Source organism: Leptotrichia trevisanii DSM 22070, assembly GCF_000482505.1.
Classification (GTDB): domain Bacteria; phylum Fusobacteriota; class Fusobacteriia; order Fusobacteriales; family Leptotrichiaceae; genus Leptotrichia; species Leptotrichia trevisanii.
Window position 1 is genome coordinate 1 of sequence record NZ_AXVL01000024.1, and the last position, 18,412, is coordinate 18,412.

Below are 18,412 nucleotides of genomic sequence, written 5' to 3' on the forward strand. Positions count from 1 at the left end.
CTTTTTCTTTTCCTGCTGATATTGTGAAAGATGAACTTGAATACCTGGTTAACAGCGGCAGAAAGTTTTGACAGAAGAGATCTGTCGTAAAAGAAGAACTTTCTGCATTCTTGAGGGACAGTAAAAAGGACATGTCGGTGCTCAATATTGAGAATATGTTTTTGAATATTTTCAGTCCATGTCCTAGAGTACTTGTAACCACAAGAAGGACAGAGCTTAGACTTACAAGTAATAGGGAACAGGTGTGTAACAGGACAGTGAGGACATTTGAACTTGACAAAACCTTTTGAAATATCCCTGCAGGCAAGAAATTTATCAAAGGAAAGTTTAATATGTTCAAGGTGACTGTCGCCAATATTATTTTTCTTGCAAAATTTTAAGGAATCTAGTAAAATATTGTTGTTACTGAAAATATATTTCAGTTTATTTTGTGTAATGTTTATCATAAATATATTATACAAAAAAATCAGCCGAATTTCTATTCGGCTTTTTTTATTTTCAGAAAAGTAAACTTATGCTTTTTAATGGGGTTTCAAATTTGAGAGTTTTATTATAGAAATCATATTATGAGCAAGAAGTTAAATAGTATGTAATTTAAAATTTGTTAAATATTTTCTATTAAGAGGACGGGAATAGTACTAGGTAGTTGCAAAATAAATTTGTTTATTTTATACATAAATTTTAGAGAGTATTTAATGGTTGTAAGGTGATAACTTTTGTTATAAAAATGGATAAATAGTATTTGTTTTCTTTATTTTGTACTTTATTTTTGATATACTGTAATAAATATATTGGAAGATGTTTGAAATTACGGGAGAAATAGTATGGATAGGATTATGGATATTTATGAAATTATGAGAAATGTTAGTAGGATATCTTTTAAAGCAAAGAGTTTGGAAGGGTCTTCGACAGGTTGGAATTATGTTGGCAAAGGGAATGTTGTGATTAGAGAAGAAGGAGATAGGTTGTATTTTATTGAAGAAATTATTCTGGATAATGATATTCGGTATAATGATAGAAAATTATGGAAGTTTAAGAAAGATTATATTGGATTTTATAGGTTTAGAAATGGGGATTATGAGAAGATATTTGAGTTTTTATTTTGTGATGGGGAATTTATGATGAAGAAAGAATATTTGTGCAGTCCTGATTTATATTATGGAGAAATGAAGATTTTGGATAATAAAATGTGTTTGATGATAAAAGTAAAGGGGGAAAAGAAGAATGAAGTTTTGGAATACACGTACTTAACATAAAAATTTAATATGAATTCAGGATTTTTGGAAAGTATTGAAACAGAGTGTATTTAGTATACTTGATACTAACCTTGATTTAAATAATTAATTTATTAAAAATATTTTTAACAAGAAATTAAAATGTAATTTTTGTTTGTTAAACTAATTATAGGATTAAAATTTAGAATTTAAATTAGGACATGTCTAAAAACTCTTAAAATAATGAATTTTTAACAAATTTTTCTAAAATTAGAAATAATAAATACTGATTTTATGGTGCTTTGTACAATTTCTAAAATCAAAAAAATATTAAAAATAATATAGATTTTAAGTTTTCAGACACAGCCTATTTTTAAATATTGAAATAAAGTAACTTATTTATACTAAACCCTATTTAAAAAATAGTAATAAAATTTTATAATAATTAGTTTGATAGCCTTGTAAAAAAAATCAAATCTAATTTTTAAGTATTCGTATAAGGGATTTTTATTCAAATTTTGAAAAACTGCTTATTATTAATAAATGTTTTTCATAATTTTATGTTTTTTCTTTTTATATGATATAAGCAAGGGAAATGAGTCGCTATTTCCCTTTATTTCACAATAATAATTATTTTAACATATTTAACTAGTAGCATATTAAAAAGGATGGCGAAAGTGCTATGTACTAATCCTGAAAAATAACCGCTGTCTTTTACAACAACGGTTATCTAAAAATTCTAACTGTCTTCTTTTGGGTTATATGTTTTTATATAATCTTTCATCATTTTTAATGCTATTGGTTTCTGACACCTTTTAACAAATTCTAAAGCTGTTAATCCCCATTTATCTTTTGTTAATAATTGTAATCCTGGTTGAGAAAAGATTAATTTATATAGTGGAATCATCTCGTTTTCATCAGTAAAATAATTAAAAATATTTTTAAAAACTACAATTTTGTACGGTTTGTATAATGCTGTTATGTCTGCTCCTTTTTCTAAAAAAATTTTGCATAATTCTGTTGTTCCAGTTATATCGTCTCCTCCACGTTGAAATAAGGGAAAAAACAAAGTGGTCCCTTCCTTTGTTATACTTTTAATATTAGCTCCTTTATTTATTAAAAATTTTGCTATTTTATAACGTGCTTCGTTATTATTATTTCTTAAGGCATCATATAAAACATTACTTTTCAAGACACTTTCTTTATCTTCATATCCTTTTTCAAATAATTCTAAAAAATCTTCGTATGTTCCTAATATTGCTGCAGCAGATACTGTTCTATATTCTGACATTTTCATCTCCTTTTTTAATTTTAATACTTCATTTTTACTTTTAAAAATATTTAAAATTTAAAGTTGTTTTTATTTTTATTCTAATATTCTTAATAATTACCTTTTAGCACTTCTACTAGCACACATCTATTTTCTATATTCTTTTCAGGATACTTGTCTATATTTTTTAATATATTTTTCTTTTCTTTTTCTGGTACTGAAATATATTTTGTTTTTGCTTCCTTATCAATTCCAAATGCTATCCCAAATAATTTTCTTTTTGTATAAAACCATTTTTTTCCAACTATTTCATAAGCATAATCTGTAGCTTCTCTTAATGAAGTAAAAAATTCATCTTGATTAGCAATTTCTCGCATTTTTTCGTTTTTGTCATCTATATAAAATTTTATTTGCCTTTCTTTAAAAATCTTATAATTTTTTTCATAATATTCTTTTCTATTTGCCATATAGCGATTATTTGGACAATCCGACACATTTATTCTTACTTTTTTTAAATGATTTTTATAAAATAGACCAATAGCAATTATAAAAGCAGATAACAATAATAATTTAAAAAACTTATTCATAGTTGCTCTCCTTTCTTTATTTTATTTGTATTTTCAAATTATATTTTGTATATTATTTATACAATTGGGTTTAGATTTTAATATAGCAAAATTTTTAGTAGAATTACTTTTTTTTAGAAGTTCTGTTTATAAAAGAGTTTAGATAGCTGTTATTTTTTCTTATATTATAAATCATTGTTCGAGAATAATTTCTTTTTTTCTTTACGTAAGAAAATCTGTCTATTTTATTTAATATTATGTAGCGTTTAATTAATTTTAGAATATTAAATAATTCTGTGAGTATTGGGAGCAGGAGTATTATAAAAATCAGCAAGTAGGATTTTGAAAAATAGGATACGAGGACGTTTATTATGTCGTAGCCTTTTTTTAGATTTTTGTCAAAAAATAGACTGAAGATAAAATCTCTTATTAGTAGCGTTTGAATCAAGGCTATTGGGAACATTAGCAGTTTTATTGTTCTGAGGATTGAAAAAACGGATTTTTTTATTGTTAGAGTATTTTTTTCATTTAGCATTAATTTGGATACTATTTTTTCTTTTTCTTCAAATGGAAAATTGTAGTATTCGTATTCTATCAAAATAAAAATTATTAAAAATGTGAACAAAAAATTATTTATAATTTTTTTGATATTTAAACTAGTTCCCATCACACCAAAATCACTAATTTTTTTACTTTCATCCCGTAATTCAAAATTATTGTTTAATATTAAAGTTTCACCAGTTTCCAGCTTAATTATTTTTCCATATACTTCTCCTTCAATAATTTTTTTATTTTTTAGTTTTATTTTTACGGTATCCCAGTTGAAATAAATTATCTTTCCTTTTAGCCATATTGTTTCATTTTTTTCATTTATAAAAGATAAATTTACATTGTTATTGTCGTCAATTACTGTGTCTGTGATATTTATATTTCCCTTTTGAGAATTTTCGTAAGTAAGAATTTTTAAATTTTTATCTACTTTCCATTTTGTTTTTCCATCTTTGTTTACAATTTCGAGAGTGCTGTTTTTTAACTCGTCTATTGAATTTATTTCTGCGTTTTTTATTAGAATGGATTTTTTATTTAATATTTCAAGTTCGTTTTTGTAAGAATTAAGGAAGTAGCCTACTCCAAAGAAAATTACAGCTATTAGAAGAATTTTTTTAATATTATAGTCGTAAAGATAGGCAGTAAAAATTTTCTTTTTTATAATAAATGTTATAAGCATTGACAAAAACGACAGTATTATTATAATAACAGCTGAAGCGTATATAAAGTAGTTGTAGCCTTTTAGATTTAAGGCAAGATTTAAAAATGAAATATAAAATAGGACTATGAGCAGAAACCTTAAAACATATCTGTTTACATTTATAATTTGTATTTTGCCATTTTTTATATTTTGAATTTTTTCTAATTGCTTATTTATTTTAGTTTTATTTGTATTTTTTAATTTTAGCTGATTGTTTAACAAGGTTGATTTTTTATTTAGTTCATTTAATAATTTTGGTTCATTTTCCAGTTCTTTTTTTCTTTTTTGTATAAAAAATTTTTTGAAAAATTCGATAATTTCGATCTTGCTTTTAAATAGTTCTTTCATAAAGTATGTTGCCTCCCTTGTTGATAAATTTTGTTTTGTTATTATAGCATTATTGTATTATTTTTTCTATATATTAATTATAGAATAGGGAAATGATGGAATTTTGACTGATTTTCTTGAAAAAAATTAGATTTATTGGGGAATTTGTGGTATTATAAATAAATAATAGGTTAAAAAATAAAATTTTTTAAAAGAGGAAATTTATAGATGACTGAGAGAGAGAAGGAAGTAAAAGAGAAGAGAATACAGGAATTGCTTGTAAAAAGGGAAGAATATGTGAATAATGGGGAAATTGAGAAGGAAATTAGGGTGTTGCGGGAACTAAAGGTGCTGTTTAGAAGGCTGTATGGAGGGGAAAGTGACGAGAGCGTAAAAGTGCTGACTGAATTGGGGAATGCCTTGAAATATGTTGGGAAATTTGAGGAGTCGATAAGGCTTTTAACCAAAGCGGAAAAAATTGTGTTAAAAAATTATGGAGAAAATACGATGGCTTTTGTGGCTTGCAATGCAAATTTGGCGGAAGTTTACAGAATTATGAAAAAATATGAAAAAGTTGAGGAGAAATATTTTAAGGCGATAAAGACTTATAAAAAAAATAATTTTAGGGATGGATATATATTTGCGGGGATATGTAATAATCTAGGGCTTTTTTTTGAAGAAACGGGGAGATACAGGGATTCGGTAAAGTGGCAGAAAAAGAGTCTGGAAATATTGGAAAATTTGGAAAATAGTGAGGTACAAGGAGCAATTATCCGAAGCAATATGGTAAATTCATATTTAAAAATTGACGAAAAAAAATTGGCAGAAAATTCTGTGAATATAGCTCTTACGACGTTACAAAGTGAGGTGGGTGAAAATAGTAATTTGTATTTTAATATTTTACATAATTTGGCAAATGTCTATTTTGAAAATAAAAGTTATAAAAAAGCAGCTGTATTGCTGGAAAGATGTGAAAAACTGTGTGAAACTGTTTTTGGAATTGAAAGTGAAATTTATCAAAGTATTTTGGAAAAAATTTTAATTGCAAAACAGAGAATTGCTAAAAATAGAATGGAGCAGTATGTCTGGAAAAATCAGGTTGTAAAAAAATTGAAAAATTAAAAAAATATATAAATTTTTATTTAATATGTACTCAAATTTCTTTCAAAATTTAACTTATAAAAAACTAGGATTTGAGTAGAATAGTTATAATTTTTGAATTTTATATACAATTTGATTTGAGAGGTAAGGTTACAAGTAAAAATAAAAAGGAAGTCGGATTTATGGATAAATTGGAGGATTTTTTGAAATATTCTGTGTTATTTTCTTATTATGGTGAACTTTTTCCAAAAAAGAAAAGGCAGTATCTGGAACTTTATCTGGAAGAAAATAGTTCTCTTTCAGAAATTGCGGAACAATGTGGAGTTACAAGACAGGCAGTTTTTGACAATATAAAAAAAGGTGTTCAGAAACTGGATGAGTATGAGAGTAAACTTGGAATATTTGAAAAAGAAAAGGAATTGAAGGGGAAACTTGAATATTTGAGAAAAAATTTCACTATGGAGAATCTGGAAAAAATAATAGAGGATTTTGATTATACAGAATAGTTTTATGATTCAAAAAAGTAAAAATAAAAAATAAGTTGCTATTGACAAATAAAAAAGTTGGGGTATAATGGTTATGTAAAGAATATGTGAAGTTATAAAATTGAGTTATTACTATTTGGATTAGACAAAACTGAAATGGCGGGAAATGCTTCTAAATAAATGTTTTCCCCCTTTGGTTTTGCCTTTTTTATTTAATAAGAAGGTGAAGGATGATTATTAGTAAATTGGAGAAAAAGGAGAATTTTACGAATAATGAGAGGGAAATAGCGGATTATGTTTTGAGGCATTTGGAGGAGATTCATTTGTTGTCGGCGGAGAGTTTGGCGAAAAAGGCGTTTGTAAGCAAGGCTACGGTTGTGAGATTTTGTAAGAAACTCGGAGTTGAGGGGTATAGGGATTTTCAGAGGAGTCTGGATAAGGAAGTTGGAGAAATGATAAAAATTCAGGGGTTGCTTAGTGAGGAGCCTGTAAATAGTGAAACAAGATATGATGAAATCATTTCAATTATTCCATCACTTTATGAGAGGGTTATAGCGGCTACAAAACTTAATCTGGATACGCCTGTTATGGAAAAGATTATTGAAAAATTGAGAAATACTAAGAAAATTGAGATTTATGGGACGGGAATTTCGTATATATTGGCAAAGCTGGCTTCGTTTAAGTTTATGACGCTTGGAATTGAGAGTGCGGCTTATGACGGACTTAATGAGCATTATATTATTTCTGCGGAAAAAGGGGAGAAGGATATAGCGCTTATTATTTCGCTTTCAGGGACTAATCTTTATATGATTAGAATTGCGGAATATTTGAAAAAAAGGAATGTATTTGTTGTAGGAATTGGGAATGGCTCGTCTGAGGAAATAAAAAAAGCGTGTTCAGAATATATTGAAATACATGCTCCAAATTATATTTTGAGTTTTGAGATGGTGTCGCTATTTACTGGGATTAATTATGTGCTGGACATATTTTTCACTTCGCTTTTAGTGTCGAATTACTACAAAAATATAAATACTTCACTGGAAGTCAGTAAAAATTATGAGACAAATGAACCGAAAGTATCAAAAAAATAATTACAATAGACATAATTTTGAAACAATGGGGAAAATTGATAAATGCTCTTGTTTTTGTAAGATTTTAGTGTTATATTTTTAATGTAAAGAAAATTATTAAAAATATTAAATACGAAAATTTTTTAGGAGGAGATAGAAATGGGATTTAGAAAAGACTTTTTATGGGGCGGAGCTACTGCTGCAAATCAGCTTGAAGGAGCTTATAATGAGGATGGAAGAGGACTTGCAAATGTAGATTTGTCGCCAGTTGGGGAAGATAGGTTTGCTGTAATTACTGGGGAGCGAAAGATGTTGGAATTTGACGATGAGTATTTTTATCCTGCTAAAGGAGCGATTGATTTTTATCATAGATACAAGGAAGATATTGCATTATTTGCAGAAATGGGATTTAAGACTTATAGAATGTCGATAGCATGGACTCGTATTTTCCCAAATGGAGATGAAGAAACTCCAAATGAAAAAGGACTTGAATTTTATGAAAATGTATTTAAGGAATGTAGAAAATACGGTATTGAGCCATTAGTTACAATAACTCACTTTGATTTTCCTATTCATTTAATCAAGGAATATGGCGGATGGAGAAACAGAAAAGTTATTGATTTCTATAAAAGATTGTGTACTGTAATTTTCACTAGATATAAAGGACTTGTAAAATACTGGCTTACATTTAATGAAATTAATATTTTATTACACGCACCATTTATGGGAGCAGGAATCGTTTTTGAAGAAGGGGAAAATAAAAATCAGGTTTTGTATACTGCGGCACATAACGAATTGGTGGCAAGTGCTTGGGCTACAAAAATTGGACATGAAATTGATCCTGAAAATAAAATTGGATGTATGCTTGCGGCCGGGAAGTTTTATCCACTTACTTCAAAACCTGAAGATGTCTGGGTTGCACTTGAGAAAGATAGGGAAAATTATTTTTTCATAGATGTGCAGGCTCGTGGATATTATCCTGCCTATGCTAAGAAATTTTTTGAAAGAGAAAATATAAATATTGGAATTACAAGTGAAGATGAGAAAATTTTGAGAGAAAATCCAGTTGATTTCGTAAGTTTTTCATATTACACAACTCGTTGTATTTCTGCAGAAGCTGATAAAATTGGAGAAGGAAACTTGCTAAAAACAATGAGAAATCCGTATATTGAAGTGACAGACTGGGGTTGGGGACTAGATCCATTAGGATTTAGAACGACAATAAATGAAATTTATGACAGATACCAAAAACCGTTATTTGTTGTGGAAAATGGTCTTGGAGCGGTAGATGTTCCAGATGCAGATGGATACGTGGAAGATGATTATAGAATTGACTATTTGAGAGATCATATAAAGGCAATGAAGGAAGCGGTTGAACTGGATGGAGTGGAACTTTTGGGATATACGACTTGGGGGCCTATCGACTTAGTAAGTGCGGGAACTGGAGAAATGAAAAAACGTTACGGATTTATCTATGTAGATAGAGATAACGATGGAAATGGAACATTGAAGAGAAGCAAGAAAAAATCATTTGACTGGTATAAAAAGGTTATCGCAAGCAATGGAGAAGATTTGGATTAAAAATGGAAAATATTTAATGAAATCTCAGATGATTAAAATTAGAGAGGTTATCCTAAAAACTGGGATAACTTCTTTTTTGCAAAAAAAAATAAATGAGGAGAAAAAATGAACAGAGCAGTAAGAGCTTATATACTTTTAATATTGCTTATTGTGATGGTGGGGATGGAACTGGCAATTTTGGTAAAGATGGATACAGGAGTTGGCCCTTGGGATGCAATGGCACTATCTTTTTCGTTTTTGACGGGAATAAAAATGGGAACAGTAGGGATGATATGTAATTTTTTGTGTATATTTGGGCAAATTATTTTATTAAAAAAGGAATTTAAAAAAATAAATTTTTTACAGATACCTATTTCCATGTTGCTGGGATATACAGTTAATTTCTTTGTATATATAGTTTTTTAAAATATGGCATTTGACAATTATATTCTAAGGATAACAATTACTGTCGTAATGCTGGTATTAATTTCCTTTACAATAGGGGCGATAGTGGTTCTGGGATTGCCAATATTTGCTTTGGAAGGTTTTTGTAGTGCGGTTCATATAAAAACTGGCATTCCGTTTGCAAAATTTAGACAATGGATGGATTTTTTCTGTGTTGGGGTTATAATAGTTTTGACACTTGTGTTTCCAATAAAATGGAGTTTACGTGAAGGAACGATAATTAGCATGCTTATATTTGGCCCTTTACTTGGAATATCAATGCCAAAAATTGAAAAATTCTATGAAAAATGGGATTTAGTTGATGGAAAGAGTGAGATTGAGAAGGAAATAGAAGGATCGGAATAGGAAATATAAATTTTATAAAAAATAATGGAGGAGATTAATTATGAAAATAAATCATGTAGCAATTTATGTAAAAGATTTAGAAAAAACAAGAGAATTTTATGAAAAGTATTTTGAAGCAAAAGCAAACGATAAATATCACAATAAAAATACTGGATTACAGACTTATTTTCTAAGTTTTCCAGATAATGAGATAAGACTGGAAATAATGGCACGTCCTGAACTTTCAGAAAGAAATAACAAAGTAATGAATGAAGGATTTATTCACCTTGCTTTTAGTGTTGGAAATAAGGAAAATGTTGATAAATTGACAAAAAGACTTGTAAATGATGGATTTAGATGTTTAAGTGGGCCTAGGACGACTGGAGATGGGTATTATGAGAGTGTTGTTGAGGATTGTGAGGGGAATTTGATTGAAATAACAGAATGATAAGATATTTGTTTGCAAATTGAGAAAAAAGATTTGGGGAGTATAATTACTAAGAAGGTACATAAAAATTTTCATATATTGAGGAGTGGTAATTATGTTTAAGAAATTAGAAAAAAATGGGTTTTATTATGGATTTCCAGTATTATTGATGACTACAAAGGATAAAGAAACAGGCAAAAGCAATGTAACTCCGTTATCATCTTCATTTGTACTTGGAAAATCAATAGTTGTGGGAATAGGATTTGGAAATAAAGGCTTTAAGAATATTGAAGATGGATTGGACGTAACTTTTAATGTTCCAGATGAAAACTTGTACGAAAGTGTGAAAAAGATTGAAAAATTTACAGGCGATACAGAAATATCAGAAGTAAAGCAAAATCTTGGATATACATATTGTGAAGATAAGTTTAAGATTGCAGGATTTACTGAATTAGCTGGTGAAATGGTAAATTCTGTGAGAATAAAGGAGTGTCCAATTCACATAGAGGCAAAAGTTACAGATATTCAAAAAAAAGACTGGTTTGCCATAGTAACCTGCGAAATACAGGGGACTTTTGTTGATGAAAAAATAATGAAGGATGATTCTCACATTGATACAAAGAAATGGAAACCATTAATTTATAAATTTAGGGAATATACTTCAACAGGCGATAGATTGGGATTAAATTTTAATTTTCAAGAAATTTAGAAAGTAAAATTTAGTATTCTGTCCTTTGTTTTTCTTAATATTGTTATTTTTTTCGTTTTATGATAAACTATACTCGAACTTTTTAAAATTAAATAATCTTTGGGGTTTGATTTTAAAGTGATTTTATTAGGTTTGTATAAATTTTAAGAAACATTTTCTGGGGGAAAAATGATGGGGGATAATAGAGAAATATTGGCTTTTAAGCAAAAGTTGGCTGAAGAGCAGGAAAAAGGGCATCGGGAAAGATTAAGACAGAGATTTTTGTCTGTGGGGGTAAAAGGCTTTCTGGATTATGAACTTTTGGAGCTTTTGCTGACGTATACGGTTATTAGGAAAAATTGCAGGGGGATTGCAAAAAGTCTGTTAAAAAAATATGGGGATTTGTACACGATTCTGCGGCAGTCTGAGAAAGAGTTGCAGAAAAATAAATATATGACGGAAAGAACGGTTGTATTTTTAAAACTTCTGTTTGAAATTATAGAAAATGGGCTTTATAAAAAAATACATAATAAAAGAATTAATATATCAAGTAACGTTAAATTGTTGAATTATTTGGAATATTCCCTTTTGAAAAGGGATGTTGAAGTGTTTAAAGTGCTATTCTTGAATACGCAGAATGAACTTCTCAAGGAAGAGGAGCTGTTTTATGGAACGATTGATAAAAGTACAGTTTATATTCGTGAATTAATAAAAAAAATATTGGAATATAATGCAAAGGGTGTAATTTTGGTGCATAATCATCCAGCAGGTTCGCTACAACCGTCAGAATCTGATATTACATTGACAAAAAAAGTAAAGGAAGTATTTGAAAATATGGAAATACGTCTGGTTGATCATTTAATAATAAGTGAAAAGGGATATTTTAGTTTTTTAGAAGGTGGAATTTTATGAAAATAATAAATATTAAATTTAGAAAAACAAAAAAAGTTTATCCATTTATGATAAACGATATGGAAGATTATAAAAAGGGGGATCACGTGCTTGTAGATACAATTCGTGGTGAACAGATTGGAATAGTTCTGGGACTTGCCTTAAATAAGGAGCAAGGCGAGCAGGATGACTTGAAAATCAGGGAAGTGAAAAGAAAATTGTCAAATAAGGAAATTGAAAAGTTGAAGGAACTGGACAAAAAGGCAGACGAAGCCTATTTTAAGTGTAAAAAAATAGTAAAATATCTGTTGCCAGAAATGAACCTTGTTATCGGAGAGTACACATTTGACGAAAGCAAGCTGATATTTTATTTTACAGCGAACAACAGGCTTGATTTTAGGGAACTTGTGAAGGAAGTAAACAGAACATTCAAGAAAAGAGTGGAATTTTATCAGATTAAAACAAATGATGAAGGACGGATATTGTCAGCATTTGGGAAATATGGACGGGAAATTTACTGGTAAAATTGAAATAATAAAGTGATATTTTAAATTAAAATTATAGTTTAGGAAATTTTTTTGAAAAAAGTAGTTGAAATATTGAATAAAATGTGCTATACTTATCAAGTAATAAATGATTTCGTGGTCGCATAGCTCAGTTGGGAGAGCACCTGCCTTACAAGCAGGGGGTCATTGGTTCGAGCCCAATTGTGACCACCATTTTTATGGAGGTGTAGCTCAGCTGGTTAGAGTGCTTGCCTGTCACGCAAGATGTCGCGAGTTCGAGTCTCGTCACTTCCGCCATTTGCCCAGATAGCTCAGTCGGTAGAGCAAGGGACTGAAAATCCCTGTGTCCGTGGTTCGATTCCGCGTCTGGGCACCATTATTATTGATTTTAAACAAATTTTTCATAATATTGCAAAATACAATTCATTAGAAATAGAGAATTGTATTTTTTTTTGAAATATTGTTTATATAATTATTAAGAATAGGAGTATTATTATGTGTAAAAAAGTTTTTATAGATACAAATATATTTATTGGTGAAAAATTTATGTTATCAAATGATAAATTTGAAAAGTTAAAAACATATATTGAAAACGATAAAATAATATTGTTAAATAATGAAATAACAGAAAGAGAATTAGAAGTTCATATAATCAAAGATGTAAAAGAAGTAATAAACAGTTATAATAAAGTATTAAGCAAAAGTCCTTTTTTAGAAATATTAAGCGAAACTCCGATTAAATTATCTTTAGAAGATGAAACATACATAATTTCTTTTCTTAAAACAGAATTGATAAAATTTTTTGATGATTCTATAAAATTATCTTTAGAAGATGTAGATATAAAATTAATATTAGAAGATCATTTTAACTTAAACTTACCATTTGAGAAGACAAAGCAAAATGAATTTAAGGATGCTTTTGTTGCACAAATAATAAAAAAATATCAAAAAAAGAATAACGAAAAAATTTATATTATTTCAAAAGACGACGGATTTAGGAAAACGTTTGACAATAATGATCAAAACTTTATAATTTTTGAAAATTTATCAAAATTTATAGAAGAAATAGAAATGGAAATGTTGAAAGAAAATGAAAAATTCTTAATAAATGAAATAAAAGATGGAGAAGCAAATGATAAAATTAAAGATTTTATAGATGATATTGGTTTAGAAATTGATTATGATTCCTCTGATTATGAAATTGATAATTATGAAATTATAGGAATTTATCCTGAGTTTATTAACTCTTGTGAAACAGAAAATATACAAATATATGAATTCAATGTAAAATTAGATATAGAAATAGAAATTACATATTTAGATGAAGATAGTTCTTATTATGACAAAGAAGATGGTGAGTATCTGTTTTCAAACTATATAACTGCTAAAGAAGAACATAATACAGAGTTTAAATTAGTAATTTTGTGTGATATAAAGGATTTGGAAAACAAGAGTATAGAAGAAGACTTTTTTTTAGATTATATAACAATTGACAACGAAAAGTCTGATAAACGAATTTATTTAGATGAATATACTTGTGAGGATAGGGAAATTATTAATGAAACAATTAATAATTCTTAAAATATGTTAAAGAATTGTGTAACCTTAGGATAAAAAATTAACAAGGAAATTGCTTTAATTTTTGAGATAATTCCTTTTTATGTATGTTTAAGAGAATAAATTTTAAATTATTGTATTGAAAAAAATACTGTTTCATATAACTATAAAATAATATTTAAAAAATATAAAATTGACAAAATACTATTTCAAGGTATAATAAATAATAAAATTAAGTAAATATTAAAATTAAAAATAAGAAGAGAATATATTGTAAATGTTTATAATCAATTAAGAAAATTTTTTATAGGGAGATGGTATTATGTCAAAAATAAGAAAAATTGTGATATTTTTGATGTTTGTTTTTTGTAGTTTAATAATGTTTTCCAGTGAAAATTTGCAGCTGGAAAAGGTTGTGATTTTTAGCAGACATGGGCTGCGTTCACCTTTAACGTCGCCAGGGAGCAGATTGTCGAAGGTAACTCCGTATGAATGGGAGAACTGGGACGTTCCTGCAAGTCATTTGACAAAAAAAGGTGCTATTCTGGAAACTTACTTTGGACAGTATATAAATGACTGGTTAATACAAAATGAAGTTATAAAAAGAGGAGAATGCCTGAGTCCTGATAATGCTCAAATTTATACAAATAGCCTGCAAAGAACAATTGCAACTGGGCAATCGCTTACAACTGGGATATTTCCAGGATGTGATATTAAAACAGAGCATAAAATGGAAATAGGGAAAATGGATCCTGTGTTTAATCCAGTAATTACAACTGATAATGCCAAATTTAAGGAAGAAGCATTAAAAGGGATGAATTTGAAGAAACAGAATCAGGAATTAAAAGGTTCGTATTCTCTATTAAGTGATGTAATTAACTATACGAAATCTGAAGAATGCTTAAAGGAAGGAAAATGTAAATTTTTTAATGAGGAAGGGACATTGAAAATTGAAAAGGATAAGGAACCAGGAGTAGATGGGCCGATAAAATTGGGAACACAGCTTGGTGATGCCCTGTTATTGCAATATTATGAAGGATATCCGCTGGATAAGATTGTTGGAAATAATATAAATACGAGGGAAAAATGGCAAAAGATAACTGATATAAAAAATGGATATGAAGATTTGTTATTTGCAACAGATAAAGTGGCTAAAAATGTGGCTGCACCATTGATAAAATATATTTATAACGATATAAATTCTTCAAATCACAAAGTAACAGTATTAGTGGGACATGATTCCAATATAGTTGCCATGCTTGCCGCTTTAGGTTTTAAAGATTATAAATTGGAAGAGCAAGTTGAAAAAACTCCAATTGGTGGAAAAGTATTCTTTGAAATTTGGAAAGATAAGAAAACAGGGGAAAGAAAAGTAAAAATTGAGTACATATATCAAACATTGAGCCAAATAAGAGAAACACAAAAATTGACAAGGGAAAATCCACCTAAACATAGAGTTTTAGAAATGAAAAATTGTAGAATTGATAAAGAAGGATATTGTCCGTATTCTAAATTTATGACAGAATTACGAAAATTTAATTAAAATTTGGAAATTATAAAAAAAGGGTTATTTCAGTTCAGGATAGCTCTTTTTATTTTTGTTAAAAATAAAAATTTTAGGTAAAAGCAAGTAAAATTCTAAGCTAATTAGAAGAATTGGATAAGTTGTTTGAAATGCTTAAAAATAGGGGAATGTGGGCAGAATAAACCTGAAAATTAAGTCAAATAGTTAGAATTTATAAGTTTTATTTTGAATGGTATTGGTATAAAAAAAATGACAAAATTGAAAAAATATAGTATAATGTATGATATTGTGTGAAAGGTTTGGTAAAATTTATAGATATACTTGAACTTTCTTTAAATTAGAGTAAAAATTGAATGGATTCTGGAGATTAATCTAGCTTTTGAAGTTTGGTTTTCAATGGGAATTTATTATTATAAAAATTGTAATTTAAGTTTGTTGGCTGTAGAATAGAATAGGGAACTAAAAATTTGTAGAAAGGGTGACGAAATGGATAAAAGAAAAATCGAGGGTATAATTTGGTTTGTTGTGGGATTTATACTGGCTTTATTATTGGCGAATAAATCCAGCATGTTAAATGATAATGTTGGGGAAAATGTTTTTTCGCTTATATTAAGTGGGATTACGTTGTTTTTCGGAAAAATGACATGGTTTATAGCGATAGCTTCAATGCTGTATGGAATAATAATATTTTTTTATGAGAAAATTGGAATTCATGTTACACAAGGGAAAATAGCTGCACTTATCGGATTATTTTTAAGCTGGTCAATGATTTTGATAAGAGGTTCCGTTGTTAAGGGAGCTCCACTGGCTAACACTTTTACTGAAGCTGGAAGAAAATTGTTGGAAATAGGGTTTAACCGTGAAAGTGGAGGAATACCTGGGGCGTTGCTGTCAATGCCATTTTACAGCATTTTGCATTTACAGATTATGTTGATAGGATTGATAGTTTTAGTAATAGTTTTCTTATGTTGGCTAGTTAAGGATATGATTGAGTTGGGCTATGAGCTTTTGAAGGAAGTTATGAAATATTACAAAAGTGACGATTATAAGGAAAAAAAGAGAAAACTGGCAGCCAAAAAATATGCCGAAAACTTAAAAAAAACAGATTATAAGCGATATCAGCGGGAGATGTTAAAGGCAAAAATCATACAGTCAAGAAGTGAAAAATTAAGTTTTGAAATTGCTAAAAAGCCTAAGGATAATTTTTTACAAAAGACGGAAGTTTATTCCAAAGAAGAATTGGTTGAAAAGGAAAAGGAATGGATTGAACTTTTTGAAGAAAAAGAAAAGGAAAAACAGAAAAATTCAACTAAACAGAAGGATAATGTGAAAGAACCGAAAATTAAATTGGAAAATGTTGTAGAACCACTGGAAAATACGAAAAATTCTGAAAATTCAGAAAATCAAAAGGAAAAAGTGTCTGATTCTGAAAAAGTTGAAGATAAAAAAGTAAAGGCTGAAGAAAATATAAAAAATGAGAAAAAAACTGAAATAGAAGAAATGGACAAGGAAGAAAAAGAAAATATAGAAGATAAAAGAGAACCTAAATTGGAAATTGTAACACCAGCAAGACAGGGGACGGTTGCTAATTCTGCACAAATGGATCCGAACTTTCAGGAGTTTCCAAAACTTGAGGCATTTGAGAATACGGAGGCTGTAAAAAAGGGATTTGAGGAAGAGCTGAAAAAAGTGAATGCTATGTTTGACAATAATCAGGGATATGATGATGTTGTGAAAAAATCAATTTCTGAAATTTTTAAATCAAAACCGATGGATTTGAAAAAGAAGGAGCAGATTGAAAAAAGTATAAGAGAAAATGTGAGCCATCTGGAAAATGTGCTAAAGGAATTTGGAGTGGAAGCGAAGGTTGTGAATTATGAATACGGGCCTACCATTACAAGATATGAGATTATTATTCCAAAAGGTGTGAAGGTAAGTAAAGTTACTGGACTTTCAGATGACATAGCAATGAATCTGGCGGCGGAAAGTATTCGTATAGAAGCACCGATTCCAGGGAAAAATACTATTGGGATTGAAACTCCGAATAAAATAAAGGAACCTGTTCATTTTTCAAATATTATAAAGAATAAGGAACTGGACAGCGGAGAATTAAAGGTAATATTAGGAAAAGACATTGTTGGACGGGATAAATTTATAGATATTGCGAAAATGCCACATTTACTGATTGCAGGACAGACAGGTTCAGGGAAGTCGGTTGCTGTAAATACACTGATTTCAACATTGATTTCTAAAAAGTCTGAAAATGAAGTGAAATTTATAATGGTGGATCCGAAAATGGTAGAACTTATGCCATATAACGACATTCCACATTTGCTTGTACCTGTAATTATAGATCCTCATCAAGCTGCAATAGCATTGAAATGGGCAGTGAATGAGATGGAAAACAGATACAAGAAACTTATGGAAAATGGCGTGAGAAATATAAAAGGTTACAACAATCTGAGTTATGTGGAAAAAATGCCATATATTGTCATAATAATTGATGAGTTGGCAGATCTTATGATGGTTGCATCTGGAAGTGTGGAAGAATCCATAGCGAGAATTGCACAAAAGGCAAGAGCCGTTGGAATACATCTGGTTGTAGCGACACAGCGTCCATCCACCGATGTTATCACAGGAATGATAAAAGCAAACTTGCCAAGTAGAATTTCATTTGCCTTAAGATCACAAGTTGACTCAAGAACGATACTCGATAGTGCGGGAGCTGAAAAGCTGCTAGGACAGGGGGATATGCTGCTTCTTGCTAACGGTTCCTCAAAATTACAGAGAATACAGGGGGCGTATATTTCAGATGAGGAAGTTAAAAATTTGACAGATACGCTAAAATCTGCTAAAAAAGTAAAATATAGAAATGAAATTTTAGAAGAAGTTGAAGATGAAACAATTGATATTGATCCATTTTTTGAAAATGCAGTAAATATTGTGAAACAGGAGGAGAAAGTATCTATTTCGATGCTACAACGTAAATTGAAGGTAGGATTTAACAGGGCTTCACGGATTTATGATCAGTTAAAGGAACATGGAATTATCAATTATGACAATCAGTTAATAGGAGATAATATTGATGAAATTGATTAAAAAATAAATAAATTTTACAATAATATTTGAGATTATGGAAATTCGATATTAAAGTTGCTTGAGTATATTTGAAAAAAATGGTAAAATA

16 protein-coding genes, 3 tRNA genes and 1 pseudogene are annotated in these 18,412 nt (G+C 28.9%); 16 read left to right on the plus strand and 4 right to left on the minus strand.

Annotation, left to right across the window (positions count from 1 at the left end; all coding sequences use genetic code 11):
- Positions 1-446, minus strand: a 446-nt coding sequence (locus K324_RS15490; RefSeq protein WP_211231549.1) for a transposase zinc-binding domain-containing protein, incomplete at its 3' end; no start/stop codon positions are given.
- Between the two features lie 378 nt (positions 447-824).
- Here K324_RS15490 and K324_RS0106285 point away from each other — a divergent pair.
- Positions 825-1,256 (plus strand): DUF6314 family protein, encoded by a 432-nt coding sequence (locus K324_RS0106285; RefSeq protein WP_026748415.1) that lies wholly within the window; start codon positions 825-827, stop codon positions 1,254-1,256.
- Positions 1,257-1,953: 697 nt separating this feature from the next.
- Here the strand turns inward: K324_RS0106285 and K324_RS0106290 are convergent.
- The 3 genes from K324_RS0106290 to K324_RS0106300 all read right to left on the minus strand — a co-directional run bounded on the left by K324_RS0106290 (position 1,954) and on the right by K324_RS0106300 (position 4,647).
- Positions 1,954-2,505, minus strand: a complete 552-nt coding sequence (locus K324_RS0106290; protein ID WP_026748416.1) for an ankyrin repeat domain-containing protein — start codon at positions 2,503-2,505, stop codon at positions 1,954-1,956.
- Between the two features lie 89 nt (positions 2,506-2,594).
- The gene (locus K324_RS0106295; protein ID WP_026748417.1) at positions 2,595-3,071 is read right to left on the minus strand and encodes a hypothetical protein; all 477 of its coding nucleotides are present in this window, start codon (positions 3,069-3,071) and stop codon (positions 2,595-2,597) included.
- 103 nt (positions 3,072-3,174) lie between these two features.
- Complete coding sequence (locus tag K324_RS0106300) at positions 3,175-4,647, minus strand: MFS transporter (RefSeq protein ID WP_026748418.1); 1,473 nt, start codon at positions 4,645-4,647, stop codon at positions 3,175-3,177.
- Positions 4,648-4,854: 207 nt separating this feature from the next.
- Here K324_RS0106300 and K324_RS0106305 point away from each other — a divergent pair, with 207 nt between their 5' ends.
- From K324_RS0106305 to K324_RS0106380, 15 genes and pseudogenes are all read left to right on the plus strand, one after another.
- Positions 4,855-5,748 (plus strand): tetratricopeptide repeat protein, encoded by an 894-nt coding sequence (locus K324_RS0106305; protein WP_026748419.1) that lies wholly within the window; start codon positions 4,855-4,857, stop codon positions 5,746-5,748.
- 161 nt (positions 5,749-5,909) lie between these two features.
- Positions 5,910-6,233 carry a YlxM family DNA-binding protein gene (ylxM, locus tag K324_RS0106310; RefSeq protein WP_026748420.1) on the plus strand — a complete coding sequence of 108 codons (324 nt, stop codon included), beginning with the start codon at positions 5,910-5,912 and terminating at the stop codon, positions 6,231-6,233.
- A 209-nt stretch (positions 6,234-6,442) separates the two neighbouring features.
- Complete coding sequence (locus tag K324_RS0106315; RefSeq protein WP_026748421.1) at positions 6,443-7,303, plus strand: MurR/RpiR family transcriptional regulator; 861 nt, start codon at positions 6,443-6,445, stop codon at positions 7,301-7,303.
- Between the two features lie 138 nt (positions 7,304-7,441).
- Positions 7,442-8,863: a 6-phospho-beta-glucosidase gene (locus K324_RS0106320; protein ID WP_026748422.1), complete on the plus strand. Its 1,422-nt coding sequence runs from the start codon at positions 7,442-7,444 to the stop codon at positions 8,861-8,863.
- A gap of 105 nt (positions 8,864-8,968) precedes the next feature.
- Positions 8,969-9,652, plus strand: a pseudogene (locus K324_RS16650) (YczE/YyaS/YitT family protein).
- Between the two features lie 40 nt (positions 9,653-9,692).
- Positions 9,693-10,079: a VOC family protein gene (locus K324_RS0106335; RefSeq protein ID WP_026748423.1), complete on the plus strand. Its 387-nt coding sequence runs from the start codon at positions 9,693-9,695 to the stop codon at positions 10,077-10,079.
- A 94-nt stretch (positions 10,080-10,173) separates the two neighbouring features.
- A complete protein-coding gene (locus tag K324_RS0106340; RefSeq protein WP_026748424.1) occupies positions 10,174-10,767 on the plus strand; it encodes a flavin reductase family protein in 594 nt (197 codons plus the stop codon).
- A 168-nt stretch (positions 10,768-10,935) separates the two neighbouring features.
- The gene (gene radC / locus K324_RS0106345) at positions 10,936-11,658 is read left to right on the plus strand and encodes a RadC family protein (RefSeq protein WP_036095263.1); all 723 of its coding nucleotides are present in this window, start codon (positions 10,936-10,938) and stop codon (positions 11,656-11,658) included.
- Positions 11,655-12,161, plus strand: a complete 507-nt coding sequence (ricT, locus tag K324_RS0106350; RefSeq protein ID WP_026748426.1) for a PSP1 family protein — start codon at positions 11,655-11,657, stop codon at positions 12,159-12,161. The genes radC and ricT overlap by 4 nt, the downstream gene beginning before the upstream one ends.
- A 119-nt stretch (positions 12,162-12,280) precedes the next feature.
- Positions 12,281-12,356, plus strand: a tRNA-Val gene (locus tag K324_RS0106355).
- 7 nt (positions 12,357-12,363) lie between these two features.
- Positions 12,364-12,440, plus strand: a tRNA-Asp gene (locus K324_RS0106360).
- Between the two features lie 3 nt (positions 12,441-12,443).
- Positions 12,444-12,519: transfer RNA gene (locus K324_RS0106365), tRNA-Phe, on the plus strand.
- A 119-nt stretch (positions 12,520-12,638) separates the two neighbouring features.
- On the plus strand, positions 12,639-13,724 hold the full coding sequence (locus tag K324_RS0106370; protein WP_026748427.1) for a PIN domain-containing protein: 1,086 nt from the start codon (positions 12,639-12,641) through the stop codon (positions 13,722-13,724).
- Positions 13,725-14,022: 298 nt separating this feature from the next.
- On the plus strand, positions 14,023-15,243 hold the full coding sequence (gene agp / locus K324_RS0106375) for a bifunctional glucose-1-phosphatase/inositol phosphatase (protein WP_084533575.1): 1,221 nt from the start codon (positions 14,023-14,025) through the stop codon (positions 15,241-15,243).
- Between the two features lie 468 nt (positions 15,244-15,711).
- Positions 15,712-18,324 (plus strand): DNA translocase FtsK, encoded by a 2,613-nt coding sequence (locus K324_RS0106380; RefSeq protein ID WP_026748429.1) that lies wholly within the window; start codon positions 15,712-15,714, stop codon positions 18,322-18,324.
- Positions 18,325-18,412: the final 88 nt, after the last annotated feature.